8 protein-coding genes, 3 tRNA genes and 7 rRNA genes are annotated in these 20,829 nt (G+C 49.1%); 11 read left to right on the top strand and 7 right to left on the bottom strand.

Annotated features, from left to right (window positions below):
- Nucleotides 1–13: 13 nt before the first annotated feature.
- From secA to rrf (SHEWANA3_RS19490), 11 genes are all read left to right on the top strand, one after another.
- The gene (gene secA, locus SHEWANA3_RS19540) at nt 14–2,740 is read left to right on the top strand and encodes a preprotein translocase subunit SecA (RefSeq protein ID WP_011718491.1); all 2,727 of its coding nucleotides are present in this window, start codon (nt 14–16) and stop codon (nt 2,738–2,740) included.
- A gap of 647 nt (nt 2,741–3,387) precedes the next feature.
- Nucleotides 3,388–4,930: ribosomal RNA gene (locus SHEWANA3_RS19535) — 16S ribosomal RNA — on the top strand.
- A 70-nt stretch (nt 4,931–5,000) separates the two neighbouring features.
- Nucleotides 5,001–5,077, top strand: a tRNA-Ile gene (locus tag SHEWANA3_RS19530).
- A gap of 45 nt (nt 5,078–5,122) precedes the next feature.
- Nucleotides 5,123–5,198 (top strand) — tRNA-Ala (locus SHEWANA3_RS19525).
- 274 nt (nt 5,199–5,472) lie between these two features.
- Nucleotides 5,473–8,365 (top strand): 23S ribosomal RNA (locus tag SHEWANA3_RS19520).
- 127 nt (nt 8,366–8,492) lie between these two features.
- Nucleotides 8,493–8,608, top strand: a 5S ribosomal RNA gene (rrf, locus tag SHEWANA3_RS19515).
- Between the two features lie 33 nt (nt 8,609–8,641).
- A tRNA-Thr gene (locus SHEWANA3_RS19510) sits at nt 8,642–8,717 on the top strand.
- 34 nt (nt 8,718–8,751) lie between these two features.
- Nucleotides 8,752–8,867: ribosomal RNA gene (gene rrf / locus SHEWANA3_RS19505) — 5S ribosomal RNA — on the top strand.
- A 1,005-nt stretch (nt 8,868–9,872) separates the two neighbouring features.
- A 16S ribosomal RNA gene (locus SHEWANA3_RS19500) occupies nt 9,873–11,415 on the top strand.
- A 311-nt stretch (nt 11,416–11,726) separates the two neighbouring features.
- A 23S ribosomal RNA gene (locus tag SHEWANA3_RS19495) occupies nt 11,727–14,619 on the top strand.
- A gap of 127 nt (nt 14,620–14,746) precedes the next feature.
- Nucleotides 14,747–14,862: ribosomal RNA gene (rrf, locus tag SHEWANA3_RS19490) — 5S ribosomal RNA — on the top strand.
- Together the 16S, 23S and 5S rRNA genes with 3 tRNA genes alongside form the textbook arrangement of a ribosomal RNA operon.
- Nucleotides 14,863–15,095: 233 nt before the next feature.
- Here rrf (SHEWANA3_RS19490) and hemB read toward each other — a convergent pair.
- Genes hemB through tatA form a run of 7 tightly spaced genes read right to left on the bottom strand, consistent with a single transcriptional unit; the run spans nt 15,096 to nt 20,824 of the window.
- Nucleotides 15,096–16,106, bottom strand: coding sequence for a porphobilinogen synthase (gene hemB, locus SHEWANA3_RS19485; RefSeq protein WP_011624289.1), 1,011 nt, complete (start codon nt 16,104–16,106; stop codon nt 15,096–15,098).
- Nucleotides 16,107–16,115: 9 nt separating this feature from the next.
- Nucleotides 16,116–17,993, bottom strand: coding sequence for a diguanylate cyclase (locus SHEWANA3_RS19480; protein WP_011718490.1), 1,878 nt, complete (start codon nt 17,991–17,993; stop codon nt 16,116–16,118).
- Nucleotides 17,986–18,789: a TatD family hydrolase gene (locus SHEWANA3_RS19475; RefSeq protein WP_011718489.1), complete on the bottom strand. Its 804-nt coding sequence runs from the start codon at nt 18,787–18,789 to the stop codon at nt 17,986–17,988. Before SHEWANA3_RS19475 ends, SHEWANA3_RS19480 begins: the two co-directional genes overlap by 8 nt.
- A complete protein-coding gene (locus SHEWANA3_RS19470) occupies nt 18,789–19,319 on the bottom strand; it encodes a hypothetical protein (RefSeq protein WP_011718488.1) in 531 nt (176 codons plus the stop codon). Before SHEWANA3_RS19470 ends, SHEWANA3_RS19475 begins: the two co-directional genes overlap by 1 nt.
- Before the next feature lie 44 nt (nt 19,320–19,363).
- On the bottom strand, nt 19,364–20,113 hold the full coding sequence (gene tatC, locus SHEWANA3_RS19465; protein ID WP_011718487.1) for a twin-arginine translocase subunit TatC: 750 nt from the start codon (nt 20,111–20,113) through the stop codon (nt 19,364–19,366).
- A gap of 3 nt (nt 20,114–20,116) precedes the next feature.
- Nucleotides 20,117–20,560, bottom strand: a complete 444-nt coding sequence (gene tatB / locus SHEWANA3_RS19460) for a Sec-independent protein translocase protein TatB (protein WP_011718486.1) — start codon at nt 20,558–20,560, stop codon at nt 20,117–20,119.
- 6 nt (nt 20,561–20,566) lie between these two features.
- Nucleotides 20,567–20,824 (bottom strand): Sec-independent protein translocase subunit TatA, encoded by a 258-nt coding sequence (tatA, locus tag SHEWANA3_RS19455; protein ID WP_011718485.1) that lies wholly within the window; start codon nt 20,822–20,824, stop codon nt 20,567–20,569.
- Between the last annotated feature and the right edge of the window lie 5 nt (nt 20,825–20,829).

Below are 20,829 nucleotides of genomic sequence, written 5' to 3'. Positions count from 1 at the left end.
ATAAGTGATTCAGATGTTTGGTAAATTACTGACAAAAGTATTTGGTAGTCGCAACGACCGTACCCTCAAAGGGTTACAAAAAGTAGTTAATAAGATTAATGCGCTTGAAGCCGATTATGAAAAATTAACCGATGAACAGCTTAAGGCGAAAACCGCCGAGTTCCGCGAGCGTTTAGCGGCCGGAGCTTCATTAGAGAGCATTATGGCGGAAGCCTTCGCGACCGTGCGTGAAGCATCGAAGCGCGTTTTCGAGATGCGCCACTTCGACGTGCAGTTACTCGGTGGTATGGTGCTCGACAGTAACCGCATTGCTGAAATGCGTACCGGTGAAGGTAAAACCTTAACCGCGACCCTCCCTGCCTATCTAAATGCCTTAACCGGTAAAGGCGTTCACGTTATTACCGTCAACGATTACTTAGCTCGTCGTGACGCGGAAAACAACCGCCCACTGTTCGAATTCTTAGGCTTAACGGTCGGCATTAACGTCGCAGGTCTAGGCCAGCAGGCGAAAAAAGACGCCTACAATGCCGACATTACTTACGGTACCAACAACGAATTTGGTTTCGACTATCTGCGTGATAACATGGCGTTCTCGCCACAAGAGCGTGTTCAACGTCCATTGCACTATGCCCTGATCGACGAAGTCGACTCAATTCTTATCGACGAAGCCCGTACGCCACTGATTATCTCTGGTGCTGCGGAAGACAGCTCTGAGCTATACATCAAGATCAACACGCTTATCCCAAGTCTTATCCGTCAAGATAAAGAAGACTCTGAAGAGTATGTAGGTGAGGGTGACTACAGCATCGATGAAAAAGCCAAACAAGTGCACTTCACCGAGCGTGGGCAAGAGAAGGTTGAGAACCTGTTGATTGAGCGCGGCATGTTAGCCGAAGGCGACTCACTCTATTCAGCGGCCAACATTTCTCTGCTGCACCATGTGAATGCGGCGCTGCGTGCGCATACCCTGTTTGAGCGCGATGTTGACTATATCGTTCAAGATGGCGAAGTGATCATCGTTGACGAACACACTGGCCGTACTATGCCAGGTCGTCGCTGGTCAGAAGGCTTACATCAAGCCGTTGAAGCCAAAGAAGGCGTTCGTATTCAAAACGAAAACCAAACTCTGGCATCGATTACCTTCCAAAACTACTTCCGTTTATATGAGAAGTTAGCGGGTATGACAGGTACGGCTGATACCGAAGCGTTTGAGTTCCAGCACATCTATGGTCTAGATACTGTGGTTGTGCCGACCAACCGTCCTATGGTGCGTAAGGATATGGCGGATTTGGTTTACCTCACCGCCAATGAAAAATATCAAGCGATCATTAAAGACATCAAAGATTGCCGTGAACGTGGCCAACCTGTATTGGTGGGTACAGTGTCTATTGAACAGTCTGAACTGTTAGCGCGCTTAATGGTGAAGGAGAAGATCCCGCACCAAGTGCTTAACGCTAAGTTCCACGAAAAAGAAGCCGAAATTGTTGCCCAAGCGGGTCGTACTGGCGCTGTGACTATTGCTACTAACATGGCGGGTCGTGGTACCGACATCGTGTTAGGCGGCAACTGGAATATGGAAATCGAAGCCCTCGAGAATCCAACTGCTGAGCAAAAAGCCAAAATCAAGGCCGACTGGCAAGAGCGCCACGATGCCGTGGTCGCCGCCGGTGGTTTACACATTTTAGGTACTGAGCGCCACGAATCTCGCCGTATCGACAACCAGCTACGTGGTCGTGCGGGTCGTCAAGGTGACGCGGGTTCTTCACGTTTCTACCTGTCGATGGAAGATAGCTTAATGCGCATCTTCGCCTCGGATCGTGTCTCAGGCATGATGAAGAAACTGGGGATGGAAGAAGGTGAAGCGATTGAACATCCATGGGTTTCCCGTGCGATTGAAAACGCACAACGTAAAGTAGAAGCGCGTAACTTCGATATTCGTAAGCAACTGCTCGAATTTGACGATGTCGCAAACGACCAGCGTCAAGTGGTTTACGCACAGCGTAACGAGTTGATGGATGCCGAAAGTATCGAAGACACCATCAAAAACATCCAAGACGATGTGATCAGTGCGGTGATCGATCAATACATTCCGCCACAATCAGTGGAAGAGTTATGGGATGTGCCTGGTTTAGAGCAACGTTTACAGCAAGAATTTATGCTGAAACTGCCAATCCAAGAATGGCTAGATAAAGAAGACGACTTACACGAAGAAACATTGCGTGAGCGTATCATCACTTCTTGGTCTGATGCGTATAAAGCAAAAGAAGAAATGGTCGGTGCGCCAGTACTACGCCAGTTCGAAAAAGCTGTGATGCTGCAAACCCTCGATGGTCTGTGGAAAGAACACTTAGCGGCGATGGATCACTTACGCCAAGGTATCCACTTACGTGGTTACGCGCAGAAGAATCCAAAGCAAGAATATAAGCGCGAGTCGTTCGAACTATTCCAACAATTACTGTCGACCTTAAAGCATGATGTCATTAGCGTGCTATCTAAGGTACAAGTACAAGCACAGTCAGACGTAGAAGAGATGGAAGCGCGTCGTCGTGAAGAAGATGCTAAGATCCAACGCGACTATCAGCATGCAGCAGCCGAAGCCTTAGTCGGTGGGGATGATGGTAGCGACGAGATGATGGCCCACACGCCAATGATCCGCGACGGCGATAAAGTGGGCCGTAACGATCCTTGTCCTTGTGGCTCAGGCCGTAAGTATAAGCAGTGCCACGGCAAGCTAAGCTAATAAACACGTAAGCTCAATTTAAAAGGCGACTGAAATAGTCGCCTTTTTCATGCCTGCTTCTTTATAGGTGCTTTAACTCTCTACCGACTATAAAACCCTTCGTCTATAAATCGTAATCAGTATTGCTGCACTAAAATTAACCGCTTTTATCTGTTTTGTGGATAAGTTTGAGGGTAAATAGTGGGTATTTTGTGACTAACTGAAACTATTGAAAAAAGATCAAAAAAACCGAAAAAAGCCCTTGCACAAAAAGTTCTGCTGCCTATAATGCGCATCCACTGACACGGCAGACAGCGATACGCAGTTTCAAGTGCCAGTTCATCGAGTGATTCACTCCTCGATGAGCGAAAAGAAAGTTGCAAAAACTACTTGACGCAAAAACGGGAATGCGTAGAATACGCAGCCCTGACCCGCTGAAATCACTTGCGATAAGGCGATGGTCAACGCTCTTTAACAATTTATCAAGCAAATCTGTGTGGACACTCACAGGTGTTGAGTTAATCGAAATTACTCTGCCGTATGGCGAGTAATCAAAATTTACATCAATGAATGAGTGTTCATAGCAATATGTACAGTTTGTTTTGACTTTCGAGTTGAAACGACAAATCAGAATTCATTGAGCCGAACCTTCGGGTTCACAAAACTTTTAATTGAAGAGTTTGATCATGGCTCAGATTGAACGCTGGCGGCAGGCCTAACACATGCAAGTCGAGCGGCAGCACAAGGGAGTTTACTCCTGAGGTGGCGAGCGGCGGACGGGTGAGTAATGCCTAGGGATCTGCCCAGTCGTGGGGGATAACAGTTGGAAACGACTGCTAATACCGCATACGCCCTACGGGGGAAAGGAGGGGACCTTCGGGCCTTCCGCGATTGGATGAACCTAGGTGGGATTAGCTAGTTGGTGAGGTAATGGCTCACCAAGGCGACGATCCCTAGCTGTTCTGAGAGGATGATCAGCCACACTGGGACTGAGACACGGCCCAGACTCCTACGGGAGGCAGCAGTGGGGAATATTGCACAATGGGGGAAACCCTGATGCAGCCATGCCGCGTGTGTGAAGAAGGCCTTCGGGTTGTAAAGCACTTTCAGTAGGGAGGAAAGGTTAGTAGCTAATATCTGCTAGCTGTGACGTTACCTACAGAAGAAGGACCGGCTAACTCCGTGCCAGCAGCCGCGGTAATACGGAGGGTCCAAGCGTTAATCGGAATTACTGGGCGTAAAGCGTGCGCAGGCGGTTTGTTAAGCGAGATGTGAAAGCCCCGGGCTCAACCTGGGAATTGCATTTCGAACTGGCAAACTAGAGTCTTGTAGAGGGGGGTAGAATTCCAGGTGTAGCGGTGAAATGCGTAGAGATCTGGAGGAATACCGGTGGCGAAGGCGGCCCCCTGGACAAAGACTGACGCTCAGGCACGAAAGCGTGGGGAGCAAACAGGATTAGATACCCTGGTAGTCCACGCCGTAAACGATGTCTACTCGGAGTTTGGTGTCTTGAACACTGGGCTCTCAAGCTAACGCATTAAGTAGACCGCCTGGGGAGTACGGCCGCAAGGTTAAAACTCAAATGAATTGACGGGGGCCCGCACAAGCGGTGGAGCATGTGGTTTAATTCGATGCAACGCGAAGAACCTTACCTACTCTTGACATCCAGAGAATTCGCTAGAGATAGCTTAGTGCCTTCGGGAACTCTGAGACAGGTGCTGCATGGCTGTCGTCAGCTCGTGTTGTGAAATGTTGGGTTAAGTCCCGCAACGAGCGCAACCCCTATCCTTATTTGCCAGCACGTAATGGTGGGAACTCTAGGGAGACTGCCGGTGATAAACCGGAGGAAGGTGGGGACGACGTCAAGTCATCATGGCCCTTACGAGTAGGGCTACACACGTGCTACAATGGCGAGTACAGAGGGTTGCAAAGCCGCGAGGTGGAGCTAATCTCAAAAAGCTCGTCGTAGTCCGGATTGGAGTCTGCAACTCGACTCCATGAAGTCGGAATCGCTAGTAATCGTGGATCAGAATGCCACGGTGAATACGTTCCCGGGCCTTGTACACACCGCCCGTCACACCATGGGAGTGGGCTGCAAAAGAAGTGGGTAGCTTAACCTTCGGGAGGGCGCTCACCACTTTGTGGTTCATGACTGGGGTGAAGTCGTAACAAGGTAGCCCTAGGGGAACCTGGGGCTGGATCACCTCCTTACCTATACGACTAACTTGATGTTTGTTGAGTGTTCACACAGATTTGCTTGATAGAAGATAGAGTAAACGATGGGTCTGTAGCTCAGCTGGTTAGAGCGCACCCCTGATAAGGGTGAGGTCGGTGGTTCAAGTCCACTCTGACCCACCAATCCTTTGAGGGTTGGGACATCTGATACTCGCACTGCATGTAAATGGGGCTATAGCTCAGCTGGGAGAGCGCCTGCCTTGCACGCAGGAGGTCTGCGGTTCGATCCCGCATAGCTCCACCATTTACTGCAATCTGGTTAGAGATGCCAAAGATAAACTGAAAAATTATCTTTGGCTTTTTTAAGCCCGCTCTTTAACAATTTGGAAAGCTGATAGTAATTAATACAATGATGTCTGTCGTTGTGTTAATACGAAAAAAATTGAGTTCTTAAAACACTTTTTAAGTGTCTTGAATATTCAAGTCTAAGGCGAGTCCATCTTCTTGGTCGAAGATGAGACAAGTAAAACCAGCTGGTCGCAACGACGCAAGTGATGTGAAACTCATTTGGGTTGTATGGTTAAGCGACTAAGCGTATACGGTGGATGCCTTGGCAGTCAGAGGCGATGAAGGACGTAGTAACTTGCGAAAAGCGTTGGCGAGCTAGTAACAAGCATTTGAGCTAACGATGTCCGAATGGGGGAACCCAGCAGCATAAGCTGTTATCGTAACGTGAATACATAGCGTTGCGAGGCAAACGAGGGGAACTGAAACATCTAAGTACCCTTAGGAAAAGAAATCAACCGAGATTCCCCTAGTAGCGGCGAGCGAACGGGGATTAGCCCTTAAGTCAGAGGGGTGTTAGTGGAATGGTCTGGAAAGTCCAGCGGCACAGGGTGATAGCCCCGTACACGAAAACTAACCTTTGATGAAAACGAGTAAGGCGGGACACGTGATATCCTGTTTGAATATGGGGGGACCATCCTCCAAGGCTAAATACTCCTGACTGACCGATAGTGAACCAGTACCGTGAGGGAAAGGCGAAAAGAACCCCTGTGAGGGGAGTGAAATAGAACCTGAAACCGTATACGTACAAGCAGTGGGAGCGGTTCTTGAGACCGTGACTGCGTACCTTTTGTATAATGGGTCAGCGACTTACGTTTTGTAGCGAGGTTAAGCGAATAGCGGAGCCGTAGGGAAACCGAGTGTTAACTGCGCGTTTAGTTGCAAGGCGTAGACCCGAAACCCGGTGATCTAGCCATGGGCAGGTTGAAGGTTGAGTAACATCAACTGGAGGACCGAACCGACTAATGTTGAAAAATTAGCGGATGACTTGTGGCTGGGGGTGAAAGGCCAATCAAACCGGGAGATATCTGGTTCTCCTCGAAAGCTATTTAGGTAGCGCCTCGGACGAACACCTTTGGGGGTAGAGCACTGTTAAGGCTAGGGGGTCATCCCGACTTACCAACCCTTTGCAAACTCCGAATACCAAAGAGTGCTATCCGGGAGACAGACGGCGGGTGCTAACGTCCGTCGTCAAAAGGGAAACAACCCAGACCGTCAGCTAAGGTCCCAAAGTGTATGTTAAGTGGGAAACGATGTGGGAAGGCTTAGACAGCTAGGATGTTGGCTTAGAAGCAGCCATCATTTAAAGAAAGCGTAATAGCTCACTAGTCGAGTCGGCCTGCGCGGAAGATGTAACGGGGCTAAACATACCACCGAAGCTACGGGTGCAATCCATTAGGGTTGCGCGGTAGAGGAGCGTTCTGTAAGCCGTTGAAGGTGAAGGGGTAACCCACACTGGAGGTATCAGAAGTGCGAATGCTGACATGAGTAACGATAAAGGGGGTGAAAAACCCCCTCGCCGAAAGACCAAGGGTTCCTGTCCAACGTTAATCGGGGCAGGGTGAGTCGACCCCTAAGGCGAGGCCGAAAGGCGTAGTCGATGGGAAACAGATTAATATTTCTGTACTTCCGCTAACTGCGATGGAGAGACGGAGAAGGCTAGGCTAGCGCGGCGTTGGTAGTCCGCGTTTAAGGTGGTAGGTGGGTAACTTAGGCAAATCCGGGTCACTATACACTGAGAGCTGATGACGAGTCCCCAAGGGGATGAAGTAGTTGATGCCATGCTTCCAGGAAAATCTTCTAAGCTTCAGGTTAGCGGGAATCGTACCCCAAACCGACACAGGTGGTCGGGTAGAGAATACCAAGGCGCTTGAGAGAACTCGGCTGAAGGAACTAGGCAAAATGGTACCGTAACTTCGGGAGAAGGTACGCTGCTGTTGGTGATGGGACTTGCTCCCTAAGCTGACGGCAGTCGCAGATACCAGGTGGCTGCAACTGTTTATCAAAAACACAGCACTGTGCAAAATCGCAAGATGACGTATACGGTGTGACGCCTGCCCGGTGCCGGAAGGTTAATTGATTGGGTTATCGCAAGAGAAGCTCATGATCGAAGCCCCGGTAAACGGCGGCCGTAACTATAACGGTCCTAAGGTAGCGAAATTCCTTGTCGGGTAAGTTCCGACCTGCACGAATGGCGTAATGATGGTCACGCTGTCTCCAGCCGAGACTCAGTGAAGTTGAAATTGCGGTGAAGATGCCGTATACCCGCGGCTAGACGGAAAGACCCCGTGAACCTTTACTATAGCTTGGCACTGAACATTGACCCTACATGTGTAGGATAGGTGGGAGACTTTGAAGCGGGAACGCTAGTTCTCGTGGAGTCGTCCTTGAAATACCACCCTTGTAGTGTTGATGTTCTAACTTGGGCCCCTAATCGGGGTTAAGGACAGTGCCTGGTGGGTAGTTTGACTGGGGCGGTCTCCTCCCAAAGAGTAACGGAGGAGCACGAAGGTTGGCTAAGTACGGTCGGACATCGTACGGTTAGTGCAATGGCATAAGCCAGCTTAACTGCGAGACAGACACGTCGAGCAGGTACGAAAGTAGGTCATAGTGATCCGGTGGTTCTGAATGGAAGGGCCATCGCTCAACGGATAAAAGGTACTCCGGGGATAACAGGCTGATACCGCCCAAGAGTTCATATCGACGGCGGTGTTTGGCACCTCGATGTCGGCTCATCACATCCTGGGGCTGAAGTCGGTCCCAAGGGTATGGCTGTTCGCCATTTAAAGTGGTACGCGAGCTGGGTTCAGAACGTCGTGAGACAGTTCGGTCCCTATCTGCCGTGGGCGTTGGATGATTGAGGGGAGTTGCTCCTAGTACGAGAGGACCGGAGTGAACGAACCGCTGGTGTTCGGGTTGTCATGCCAATGGCATTGCCCGGTAGCTATGTTCGGAATCGATAACCGCTGAAAGCATCTAAGCGGGAAGCGAGCCCCAAGATGAGTCATCCCTTGGACTATAAGTCCACTAAAGAGCCGTTCGAGACTAGGACGTTGATAGGTCAGGTGTGTAAGCGTTGTGAGGCGTTGAGCTAACTGATACTAATGACTCGAGAGGCTTAACCATACAACCCAGATGGGTTTTACAAGTACTTAGATAGAATACAAACACTTAAGAAGTGTAACTCAAAGCAGCTTTCCGAATTAATTTACTGCCTGCATCAAGATAAGACGGGTAGTAAATAACAAATTTGCTTGGTGACAATAGCATTGTGGTCCCACCTGATCCCATCCCGAACTCAGAAGTGAAACGCAATCGCGCCGATGGTAGTGTGGGGTCTCCCCATGTGAGAGTAGGTCATCGCCAAGCGCCTAATTAAATCATCAATGATGATTAAGAATTGCTGATATGGCTCAGTCGGTAGAGCGCATCCTTGGTAAGGATGAGGTCCCCAGTTCGATTCTGGGTATCAGCACCATACAATCTAGTGTGTTGTCCTAGAGCAAAATTTGTTTGGTGACAATAGCATTGTGGTCCCACCTGATCCCATCCCGAACTCAGAAGTGAAACGCAATCGCGCCGATGGTAGTGTGGGGTCTCCCCATGTGAGAGTAGGTCATCGCCAAACGCTAAATTAAGAGAGGCCACCTAATAAGGTGGCCTTTTTGCTTTCCGAGAGTTTATTTCCATAGTTTGCTCATCTCCTCCAGCTAGATATGCCATGCAATAAGCCCTGGTTAGCTAAAGCAATCAATATAGCTCTATTTCTACGATTCTTTCCTATTCACTGTTACTTCCTCAGATATGCGTTATTAGCGCCTAGATGTGCATTAAGCCGTTTATCAATAATTATTGAGTGAACATCCTAATTTTGTTTTCAATCCTCTACCTTTTCTAATTCATTCGTTATCCCGCATCTCGACTACAACAAATTAAATGAGGTCGCTTATCTTTCATAGGGTTTGAAATAACTAATGTCTTTAAATCATCGCGTCGAATAAATCGCTGATACAAGGTGCTACGACTAAAACTATTCGTAGAATACCGTAACCAACGAACTTTAACGCACTAAACCGCGGGTGATTAAAAGGGGACTATGATTAGGAAATCTGGCGCAATGTGGATAACTATGGGAATAACTCGTGGGTAGCTTGTGCCTAGCTTGGGTGTAAAAAGGCATTTGAAAAATAATGCAAAAAACTTCAAAAAAGCCCTTGCACAAAAAGTTTCGGTGCCTATAATGCGCATCCACTGACACGGCAGACAGCGAAAGCGAACGCAGTAAGCAGTAAGCAGTAATCAGTGTGAATCGAATGCAAAATGTGCACTTGATTCGAAAGCGGCAAGAAGTTTGCAAAAACGCCTTGACGCAACTCGGGAAATGCGTAGAATACGCAGCCCTGACCCGCTGAACGGTAACGCGAAGTGAGTGGTCAAAATGCTCTTTAACAATCTAAACAAGAAATCTGTGTGGACACTCACAGGTGTTGAGTTAATCGAAATTACTCTGCCGTTTGGCGAGTAATCAAAATTTACATCAATGAATGAGTGTTCATAGCAATATGTACAACGACTTATTAAGTTAAGTCGATTCAGAATTCATTGAGCCGAACCTTAGGGTTCACAAAACTTTTAATTGAAGAGTTTGATCATGGCTCAGATTGAACGCTGGCGGCAGGCCTAACACATGCAAGTCGAGCGGCAGCACAAGGGAGTTTACTCCTGAGGTGGCGAGCGGCGGACGGGTGAGTAATGCCTAGGGATCTGCCCAGTCGTGGGGGATAACAGTTGGAAACGACTGCTAATACCGCATACGCCCTACGGGGGAAAGGAGGGGACCTTCGGGCCTTCCGCGATTGGATGAACCTAGGTGGGATTAGCTAGTTGGTGAGGTAATGGCTCACCAAGGCGACGATCCCTAGCTGTTCTGAGAGGATGATCAGCCACACTGGGACTGAGACACGGCCCAGACTCCTACGGGAGGCAGCAGTGGGGAATATTGCACAATGGGGGAAACCCTGATGCAGCCATGCCGCGTGTGTGAAGAAGGCCTTCGGGTTGTAAAGCACTTTCAGTAGGGAGGAAAGGTTAGTAGTTAATACCTGCTAGCTGTGACGTTACCTACAGAAGAAGGACCGGCTAACTCCGTGCCAGCAGCCGCGGTAATACGGAGGGTCCAAGCGTTAATCGGAATTACTGGGCGTAAAGCGTGCGCAGGCGGTTTGTTAAGCGAGATGTGAAAGCCCCGGGCTCAACCTGGGAATTGCATTTCGAACTGGCAAACTAGAGTCTTGTAGAGGGGGGTAGAATTCCAGGTGTAGCGGTGAAATGCGTAGAGATCTGGAGGAATACCGGTGGCGAAGGCGGCCCCCTGGACAAAGACTGACGCTCAGGCACGAAAGCGTGGGGAGCAAACAGGATTAGATACCCTGGTAGTCCACGCCGTAAACGATGTCTACTCGGAGTTTGGTGTCTTGAACACTGGGCTCTCAAGCTAACGCATTAAGTAGACCGCCTGGGGAGTACGGCCGCAAGGTTAAAACTCAAATGAATTGACGGGGGCCCGCACAAGCGGTGGAGCATGTGGTTTAATTCGATGCAACGCGAAGAACCTTACCTACTCTTGACATCCAGAGAATTCGCTAGAGATAGCTTAGTGCCTTCGGGAACTCTGAGACAGGTGCTGCATGGCTGTCGTCAGCTCGTGTTGTGAAATGTTGGGTTAAGTCCCGCAACGAGCGCAACCCCTATCCTTATTTGCCAGCGCGTAATGGCGGGAACTCTAGGGAGACTGCCGGTGATAAACCGGAGGAAGGTGGGGACGACGTCAAGTCATCATGGCCCTTACGAGTAGGGCTACACACGTGCTACAATGGCGAGTACAGAGGGTTGCAAAGCCGCGAGGTGGAGCTAATCTCACAAAGCTCGTCGTAGTCCGGATTGGAGTCTGCAACTCGACTCCATGAAGTCGGAATCGCTAGTAATCGTGGATCAGAATGCCACGGTGAATACGTTCCCGGGCCTTGTACACACCGCCCGTCACACCATGGGAGTGGGCTGCAAAAGAAGTGGGTAGCTTAACCTTCGGGAGGGCGCTCACCACTTTGTGGTTCATGACTGGGGTGAAGTCGTAACAAGGTAGCCCTAGGGGAACCTGGGGCTGGATCACCTCCTTACCTATACGACTAACTCGATGTTTGTTGAGTGTTCACACAGATGGCTTGTTGAACTTCTCGAAAGGGAAGGGAGAGCGAAATGCACCGCGAGCCGGTAAGCATTGTTCTTTAACAATTTGGAAAGCTGATAGTAATTAATACAATGTTGTCTGTCGTTGTGTTAATACGAAAAAAATTGAGTTCTTAAAACACTTTTTAAGTGTCTTGAATATTCAAGTCTAAGGCGAGTCCATCTTCTTGGTCGAAGATGAGACAAGTAAAACCAGCTGGTCGCAACAGCGCAAGTGATGTGAAACTCATTTGGGTTGTATGGTTAAGCGACTAAGCGTATACGGTGGATGCCTTGGCAGTCAGAGGCGATGAAGGACGTAGTAACTTGCGAAAAGCGTTGGCGAGCTAGTAACAAGCATTTGAGCTAACGATGTCCGAATGGGGGAACCCAGCAGCATAAGCTGTTATCACTACATGAATACATAGTGTAGTGAGGCAAACGAGGGGAACTGAAACATCTAAGTACCCTTAGGAAAAGAAATCAACCGAGATTCCCCTAGTAGCGGCGAGCGAACGGGGATTAGCCCTTAAGTCAGAGGGGTGTTAGTGGAATGGTCTGGAAAGTCCAGCGGCACAGGGTGATAGCCCCGTACACGAAAACTAACCTTTGATGAAAACGAGTAAGGCGGGACACGTGATATCCTGTTTGAATATGGGGGGACCATCCTCCAAGGCTAAATACTCCTGACTGACCGATAGTGAACCAGTACCGTGAGGGAAAGGCGAAAAGAACCCCTGTGAGGGGAGTGAAATAGAACCTGAAACCGTATACGTACAAGCAGTGGGAGCGGTTCTTGAGACCGTGACTGCGTACCTTTTGTATAATGGGTCAGCGACTTACGTTTTGTAGCGAGGTTAAGCGAATAGCGGAGCCGTAGGGAAACCGAGTGTTAACTGCGCGTTTAGTTGCAAGGCGTAGACCCGAAACCCGGTGATCTAGCCATGGGCAGGTTGAAGGTTGAGTAACATCAACTGGAGGACCGAACCGACTAATGTTGAAAAATTAGCGGATGACTTGTGGCTGGGGGTGAAAGGCCAATCAAACCGGGAGATATCTGGTTCTCCTCGAAAGCTATTTAGGTAGCGCCTCGGACGAACACCTTTGGGGGTAGAGCACTGTTAAGGCTAGGGGGTCATCCCGACTTACCAACCCTTTGCAAACTCCGAATACCAAAGAGTGCTATCCGGGAGACAGACGGCGGGTGCTAACGTCCGTCGTCAAAAGGGAAACAACCCAGACCGTCAGCTAAGGTCCCAAAGTGTATGTTAAGTGGGAAACGATGTGGGAAGGCTTAGACAGCTAGGATGTTGGCTTAGAAGCAGCCATCATTTAAAGAAAGCGTAATAGCTCACTAGTCGAGTCGGCCTGCGCGGAAGATGTAACGGGGCTAAACATACCACCGAAGCTACGGGTGCAATCCATTAGGGTTGCGCGGTAGAGGAGCGTTCTGTAAGCCGTTGAAGGTGAAGGGGTAACCCACACTGGAGGTATCAGAAGTGCGAATGCTGACATGAGTAACGATAAAGGGGGTGAAAAACCCCCTCGCCGAAAGACCAAGGGTTCCTGTCCAACGTTAATCGGGGCAGGGTGAGTCGACCCCTAAGGCGAGGCCGAAAGGCGTAGTCGATGGGAAACAGATTAATATTTCTGTACTTCCGCTAACTGCGATGGAGAGACGGAGAAGGCTAGGCTAGCGCGGCGTTGGTAGTCCGCGTTTAAGGTGGTAGGTGGGTAACTTAGGCAAATCCGGGTCACTATACACTGAGAGCTGATGACGAGTCCCCAAGGGGATGAAGTAGTTGATGCCATGCTTCCAGGAAAATCTTCTAAGCTTCAGGTTAGCGGGAATCGTACCCCAAACCGACACAGGTGGTCGGGTAGAGAATACCAAGGCGCTTGAGAGAACTCGGCTGAAGGAACTAGGCAAAATGGTACCGTAACTTCGGGAGAAGGTACGCTGCTGTTGGTGATGGGACTTGCTCCCTAAGCTGACGGCAGTCGCAGATACCAGGTGGCTGCAACTGTTTATCAAAAACACAGCACTGTGCAAAATCGCAAGATGACGTATACGGTGTGACGCCTGCCCGGTGCCGGAAGGTTAATTGATTGGGTTATCGCAAGAGAAGCTCATGATCGAAGCCCCGGTAAACGGCGGCCGTAACTATAACGGTCCTAAGGTAGCGAAATTCCTTGTCGGGTAAGTTCCGACCTGCACGAATGGCGTAATGATGGCCACGCTGTCTCCAGCCGAGACTCAGTGAAGTTGAAATTGCGGTGAAGATGCCGTATACCCGCGGCTAGACGGAAAGACCCCGTGAACCTTTACTATAGCTTGGCACTGAACATTGACCCTACATGTGTAGGATAGGTGGGAGACTTTGAAGCGGGAACGCTAGTTCTCGTGGAGTCGTCCTTGAAATACCACCCTTGTAGTGTTGATGTTCTAACTTGGGCCCCTAATCGGGGTTAAGGACAGTGCCTGGTGGGTAGTTTGACTGGGGCGGTCTCCTCCCAAAGAGTAACGGAGGAGCACGAAGGTTGGCTAAGTACGGTCGGACATCGTACGGTTAGTGCAATGGCATAAGCCAGCTTAACTGCGAGACAGACACGTCGAGCAGGTACGAAAGTAGGTCATAGTGATCCGGTGGTTCTGAATGGAAGGGCCATCGCTCAACGGATAAAAGGTACTCCGGGGATAACAGGCTGATACCGCCCAAGAGTTCATATCGACGGCGGTGTTTGGCACCTCGATGTCGGCTCATCACATCCTGGGGCTGAAGTCGGTCCCAAGGGTATGGCTGTTCGCCATTTAAAGTGGTACGCGAGCTGGGTTCAGAACGTCGTGAGACAGTTCGGTCCCTATCTGCCGTGGGCGTTGGATGATTGAGGGGAGTTGCTCCTAGTACGAGAGGACCGGAGTGAACGAACCGCTGGTGTTCGGGTTGTCATGCCAATGGCATTGCCCGGTAGCTATGTTCGGAATCGATAACCGCTGAAAGCATCTAAGCGGGAAGCGAGCCCCAAGATGAGTCATCCCTTGGACTATAAGTCCACTAAAGAGCCGTTCGAGACTAGGACGTTGATAGGTCAGGTGTGTAAGCGTTGTGAGGCGTTGAGCTAACTGATACTAATGACTCGAGAGGCTTAACCATACAACCCAGATGGGTTTTACAAGTACTTAGATAGAATACAAACACTTAAGAAGTGTAACTCAAAGCAGCTTTCCGAATTAATTTACTGCCTGCATCAAGATAAGACGGGTAGTAAATAACAAATTTGCTTGGTGACAATAGCATTGTGGTCCCACCTGATCCCATCCCGAACTCAGAAGTGAAACGCAATCGCGCCGATGGTAGTGTGGGGTCTCCCCATGTGAGAGTAGGTCATCGCCAAGCGCCTAACATTCTCGTGAAGAGAGCAGAAAGCCAGCTGAATAAGCTGGCTTTTTTGTTTTTGTTGTTTCAATTTTACCCTCTCAATTCCTTCCTTTTATTCGCCTCTGCGATGGCCATACTCATTGCCTGCTTATCGATTTGAACGATAAAGAGTCGTTCCAAGAGCTTTGTTCGGGCCAATAAAAAGGGCAGCGTATGGCTGCCCTATGCTTAGAATTGTTTTCTAAACCCGATTATTTAGCTTCTTTTAGCCACTGTGCTGCACGTTTGGCAAAGTAGGTTAGGATGCCATCTGCGCCAGCGCGTTTGAAGCATAGCAGCGATTCCATGACGATGGCCTTTTCCGCTAACCAACCATTTTGAATGGCTGCCATATGCATGGCATATTCGCCACTCACTTGGTAAGCGAAGGTAGGCACAGCTAATTCGGTTTTTACGCGGTGAACGATATCTAGGTAAGGCATACCAGGCTTCACCATCACCATGTCTGCGCCTTCTTGGATGTCTAGCGCAACTTCATGTAGCGCTTCATCGCTATTGGCCGGATCCATTTGATAGCTATGTTTATTGCCCCCTTTTAAGTTGCCTGCTGAGCCGACGGCATCACGGAAGGGACCATAGTAGCTTGAGGAGTATTTGGCTGAATAAGCCATGATTTGGGTGTTTACATGCCCTGCGGCTTCGAGCGCTTGGCGAATCGCACCAATACGACCATCCATCATGTCTGATGGCGCAACAATGTCTGCACCCGCTTCGGCATGGGATAATGCTTGTTTCACTAAGATCTCAGTAGTGATGTCATTCAGGATGTAGCCTGTTTCATCGATAATGCCGTCTTGACCGTGGGTGGTGAAAGGATCTAAGGCCACGTCAGTCATAATACCCAGTTGTGGGAAGGCCTTTTTCAGTTCACGTACGGCCCGCTGCACTAAAGCATCGGCATTGTAGGCTTCTTCTGCCATCAGTGATTTCTTCTCTGCTGGCGTAACAGGGAACAGGGCAATTAACGGAATACCGAGTTCGACTAGCTCTTCGGCTTCTTTTAACAGTAAATCGATAGAGTAGCGCTCAACCCCTGGCATAGAGGCGACTTTTTCGCTGCGATTGGTGCCTTCAAGCACAAACATGGGGTAGATCAAGTCATTGACTGTTAGATGGTTTTCAGCCATCAGGCGACGGCTAAAGTCATGTTTACGCATGCGGCGCATTCTGCGCTGAGGGAAGGCACTGGTAATGATGTTCACATTAGACTCCTAAGTAGGTTCTGTTTGTGCTGGCGCATACAATTTGACTTGATTGCGTCCGCTATTTTTTGCCTGATAGAGCGCTTTGTCGGCTTGCTCTAATAATTCGGTACTGTGTTGGTCGTTACTGATCACGTCGGCACTGACACCGATACTCACGGTCAAGGGAATGGGCTTTCCTTCCCATGCTAGGCCGATGCTAGTCACTGCATCTCTTATGCTTTCAGCGACTTGAATGGCGCCTTCCGCAGTCGTATTGGGGAGAATAATAGCAAACTCTTCACCACCAAAACGTGATACTAGATCGGTTGGTCGTTTTAAATGTTGCTGCAAGGTTGTCGCTATCACTTTTAAGGCCTGATCCCCTGCTAGGTGGCCGAATTGATCGTTAATCGATTTAAATCGGTCGATATCCAGCATCAGTAAGGCGATGGGGGTTTCTTGGCGACGGCTGATCCGGCTCTCGGCGAGTAGTCGTTTATCAAAGGCGCTGCGGTTTTTCACGCCGGTTAAGCTATCGATAGTGCTCTGTTCGGTAAGTTTTTGATTAACTTCATGCAATTCGCGCAGAGTGATCTCAAGCTCTAATGTGCGCTCCTGCACCATCTGTTCGAGTCTTTCATTGGTTTCAGCTTCCACTTTCAAGGCTTCCTCACGGGCACTACGGATCTTTTGTGCTTGCTTGAGGGCTTCCTGTTGAATGCGGAGCTTAGATTTGCGCTCATCGTTATAGCGGATAGCGAGGACCAGCGACATAAAGATGATTTCGAAGGTGAGCCCAAGCATCACCGGCGTTTGCGGCTTGATATTGAACTCGATAACACTCAAATAGAGTAGGCTGCTGATGCAGGCGCCAGTAAGCATACTCACCCAGCCGATGGTATAGAGCTTTGCCAGCTTTTGACCGTTAATGGCTTGTATGATGGCAAGTATCATCATGATGATGCTGAGTATCGCTACCGAGATTATCTCGATATACAGCACGGTTCCGTAGCGCAAAAAGGGGACTAAAAGCCCAACAAGAATAATGTAGACCGCGCTGTAGCGGCACATTAATAACATCCGGCGGTTATAGTATTTTAGTTGCAGGATTTTCTCGGTGAACATTAAGGCAAAGGCCATCACTAGAGGTAACAGCACGGGCACCATCAGTTGCTGTAACGCTGGCCAATTGGGCCAGAGAAAACGGAATGCATAACCATTGATCGTGGCCACTAATAGCGTCATGCATAGGACATAACCTGAGTAATAGCTATAGCTGAATGAACCAGAGGCCAAGGCGATAAACAGACTGAAAATCCCTATCGCGGCGAGCACGCCGAGCTGAAAGCCATGCTCAACGGCAGTTGATTCGGCAATTTGAGCTAAATCATTGGCTGACCAAAGGCTGAGAGGTATTGCCGCACTGCCTTCGGTAACGATGTGTAGATAGAAGGTATGTTGCTCATTGCTGCTTAGTTTAAAAGGATACAGAAAGATATTGCTCGGCAGTGGGCGGTTCTTATAGAGCAGTGTATCCCCCATCTCAGTGGTGTTGATGAGCTGATTATTCACCAAATGGAAGATGGTCACTCTATCCAATAACGGATTATCGAGGGCGAGAATGCGTGCAAGACTCTCATCACCACTCGTAAGGTTTACGCGAAGCCAAAAATCATGTTGGCTAAGGCGTTGAATATCATCACTGGTAAACTTGTGCCATTGAGACTTGGGCAACGCCTGAATATCGTCTAGCTGAGGGTTAGCATTGGAGTGCGTCACCATCAACCACGGAGTTAGGTTTAGTGGTGTAGACGTGTGCTCATCTATGCTCATCGTATTGGCAAAGCCGCCAAATGATATAAGCATACCGAGTAACAAAACCAATAAACTGCCGAACTTAGCCATTCGCTTGACTCAAATTAAAAAAGGCTAGGCTATTTTGATAGCACTGTTTGGCAAATTCAGCCGCATTTTCACCCCTCAGATTGGCAATATATTGCGCGATATAGGGTAAGTACTCGGGTTTATTTTTACTGGACTTAGGTTTGGGTCGCATACTGCGTGGCAGCAGGTAAGGGCTGTCTGTTTCAATCAATAAACGCTCTTTCGGAATAAACGGGACGAGCTCGGCAAGTTCCTGGCCGCGTCTTTCATCACATACCCATCCTGTAATACCTAGATGTAGATCGAGCTCAATATAGGCTTCCATTTGGGGATGTGTGCCAGTAAAGCAGTGCAGTAATGCGCCGCTGAGATGAGGGCGGTATTCTTTAACAATACTTAAAAAATCAGCGTGGGCATCTCGTTCATGCATGAGTACCGGTTTTTTGAGTTCAACCGCGAGTTCGAGCTGGTCGATAAACGCTTGGCGCTGGGCCGGGCGAGGGGAGAAGTCGCGGTTGTAGTCTAGTCCGCATTCACCGACGGCAACGACTTGTGGCGCTTGGCTGAGTGTGGTTTGTAACTGTTTGGAGTCTGCCTGCCATTCGCTAGCATGGTGGGGATGTACGCCTGCGGTGCAGTAAAGCTGGTTGGGATACTGTTGGCATAATTGAATGGCGGCGGCGCTTTCAGTTAAATCGCTGCCAATAACAATTAACGGCGAAACCCCTTGGTCCGCCGCTGCTTGTACGATTTGCGCTATGTCTGGTTCGAGTGCGCTGCCAAGCAAGTTGACAGCGATATCTATATAAGATGACATTATTTTAGGCGCTTTACCCTCACCTTAGCATTACGACTTTCAGTGCCCATTAAGAAAGAGCCAAGCGCGGCTTTTTCGATATATACCTTGTCACCGACTTTTAAGCTGAATTTACGGCTTTCGGTTTGTTTCCAAACTTGACCATTGGTAAAGGTAATCTTTAAAGCGCCGTAGGCATCTTCTGCAATTGACTCCACATCGAGATAAATCTTGTCGGTCGTATTTTCTTGGACGCGTTTAACTTCCATACCGAAATTATCTTCGACATTGGTCGTGGCAGCTGCAACAGGTGCTGCAGTCGCCACAGCTGCAGGGGCTGCTGCGGGTGTGACAACAGGGGCGACAGCTATCGGTGCCGTGGTGTTATTGGTCACTGTGGTGACTTGAATGCTCGCTGCGAGGTTGTCATAACATACCAAGCGCTCGAGCTTGTCCGTTATCCCTGCACACTGAGTTAATTGCTGCTCAATCGCGGCATTAGCCTGTGAAGATACCAGTAACACTGCACCAGTCAGTAAAGTAAAACGCATCCCAGTTTCCTTATTATTATTTTCCTCTAATGCCGATTAAGGCATTAGTCGTTCGTTGATTCTTCTTCGTCGGACTCGTCATCAGCTTTACTGTAAAAACGAGCCGCAAATAATCCGCCTTCGAACAATAACAGCATTGGTACGGCAAGCATAGTCTGGGAGATAACATCCGGTGGCGTTAACAGCATGCCCACCACGAATGCACCGACAATGATATAAGGGCGTTTTTGTTTGAGATCTTCAGGCGTGGTGACACCCGCCCAGCAAAGCAGGACTACGGCAACCGGGATTTCAAAGGATAGGCCAAAGGCAAAAAACAATTTTAGCACAAAGTCGAGATAGCTGCTGATGTCGGTTGCCACTTGCACACCCTCGGGGGCCGTGTTGGCGAAGAAGCCAAATACCACAGGGAATACAACGAAATACGCAAAGGCGATCCCTAAATAAAACAGCACTGTGCTACTGAAGAGTAGCGGCATGACTAAGCGTTTTTCATGCTTATACAAACCGGGCGCCACGAAGGACCAAATTTGATAGAGCACATAGGGTACTGCCACAAAAAAAGACAGGACTAACGTCAGTTTGAAAGGGGCGAAGAAAGGTGCGGCGACATCGGTCGCAATCATGCTGCCACCTAAGGGCAAAGACTGCATTAAAGGGATTGCCATGTAGTGGTAAATATCATTTGCCCAATACACGCTACAAATGAACACGATTAACACACTGGCAATGGATTTAAGCAGCTTGGACCTGAGTTCAAGCAAATGGCTGATAAGTGGCTGCTGTTGCGACATGAATTATCCGTTAGCTTTCGGGTTGGAACGGGTATCCTCGCCCTGATTGGATTCGCTAGTGGGGGCGGAGGAAGCCGAAGGACTCGCCTCTGTAGAAACACTCTGGCTCGCAGGGTTGTGGATCTGGTTTTCCGGTGCGGGAACATCTTGCACTTGGTAAGGACGATTCACAGACTGTGCTGCTTGCTTTAACTGGTCGATCGACTCTTGCAGTTCGGGTGAGAGGTTAGATAGACCTTTACTCTCTGCTTTTTTGAGGTCGGCGTGCAACTGCTCGATCTTTAGCTCTTGCTCAAGTTCTTCTTTGACTGAGTTGGCCATGCGTTTCATCGCGCGGATCCAACTTGTTACTGAACGTACTGCAACCGGTAGACGTTCGGGGCCAAGTACCACAAGCCCCAGAACACCGATCAGCAGCAGCTCCATAAAGCCGATACCGTCAAACATAAAGAGTTACGCCTGTTCTTTGTTAGACTCAGGTTTCTTTTCAGTCGCCTGTTGGGTTGGTTGTGCAGTTTGTGCTGTTTGCACTGATTTTGCTGCTTCAGCATCTTCTAACGCTTTTTTATCTTCGTCTGAAGACATAGCGTTTTTAAAGCCCTTAACAGCACCACCTAAATCACCACCCAAAGAGCGTAATTTCTTTGTTCCAAACAATAAGACAACGATTAACGCGATGATAAGAAGTTGCCAAATACTAATGCCACCCATGAAGG

It is taken from the genome of Shewanella sp. ANA-3 (assembly GCF_000203935.1).
In the GTDB taxonomy this organism is placed as follows: domain Bacteria; phylum Pseudomonadota; class Gammaproteobacteria; order Enterobacterales; family Shewanellaceae; genus Shewanella.
The sequence above is the reverse complement of the archived record's forward strand: the minus strand, read 5'-3'. Positions and strand labels throughout refer to the sequence as shown.

Bases quoted from the DNA above. Each gene is read 5' to 3' on its own strand.
- tatB (WP_011718486.1), bottom strand. From the start codon at position 20,560: ATGTTTGACGGTATCGGCTTTATGGAGCTGCTGCTGATCGGTGTTCTG.
- SHEWANA3_RS19480 (WP_011718490.1), bottom strand. From the start codon at position 17,993: ATGGCTAAGTTCGGCAGTTTATTGGTTTTGTTACTCGGTATGCTTATA.
- tatC (WP_011718487.1), bottom strand. From the start codon at position 20,113: ATGTCGCAACAGCAGCCACTTATCAGCCATTTGCTTGAACTCAGGTCC.
- tatA (WP_011718485.1), bottom strand. From the start codon at position 20,824: ATGGGTGGCATTAGTATTTGGCAACTTCTTATCATCGCGTTAATCGTT.
- SHEWANA3_RS19475 (WP_011718489.1), bottom strand. From the start codon at position 18,789: ATGTCATCTTATATAGATATCGCTGTCAACTTGCTTGGCAGCGCACTC.
- secA (WP_011718491.1), top strand. From the start codon at position 14: ATGTTTGGTAAATTACTGACAAAAGTATTTGGTAGTCGCAACGACCGT.
- SHEWANA3_RS19470 (WP_011718488.1), bottom strand. From the start codon at position 19,319: ATGCGTTTTACTTTACTGACTGGTGCAGTGTTACTGGTATCTTCACAG.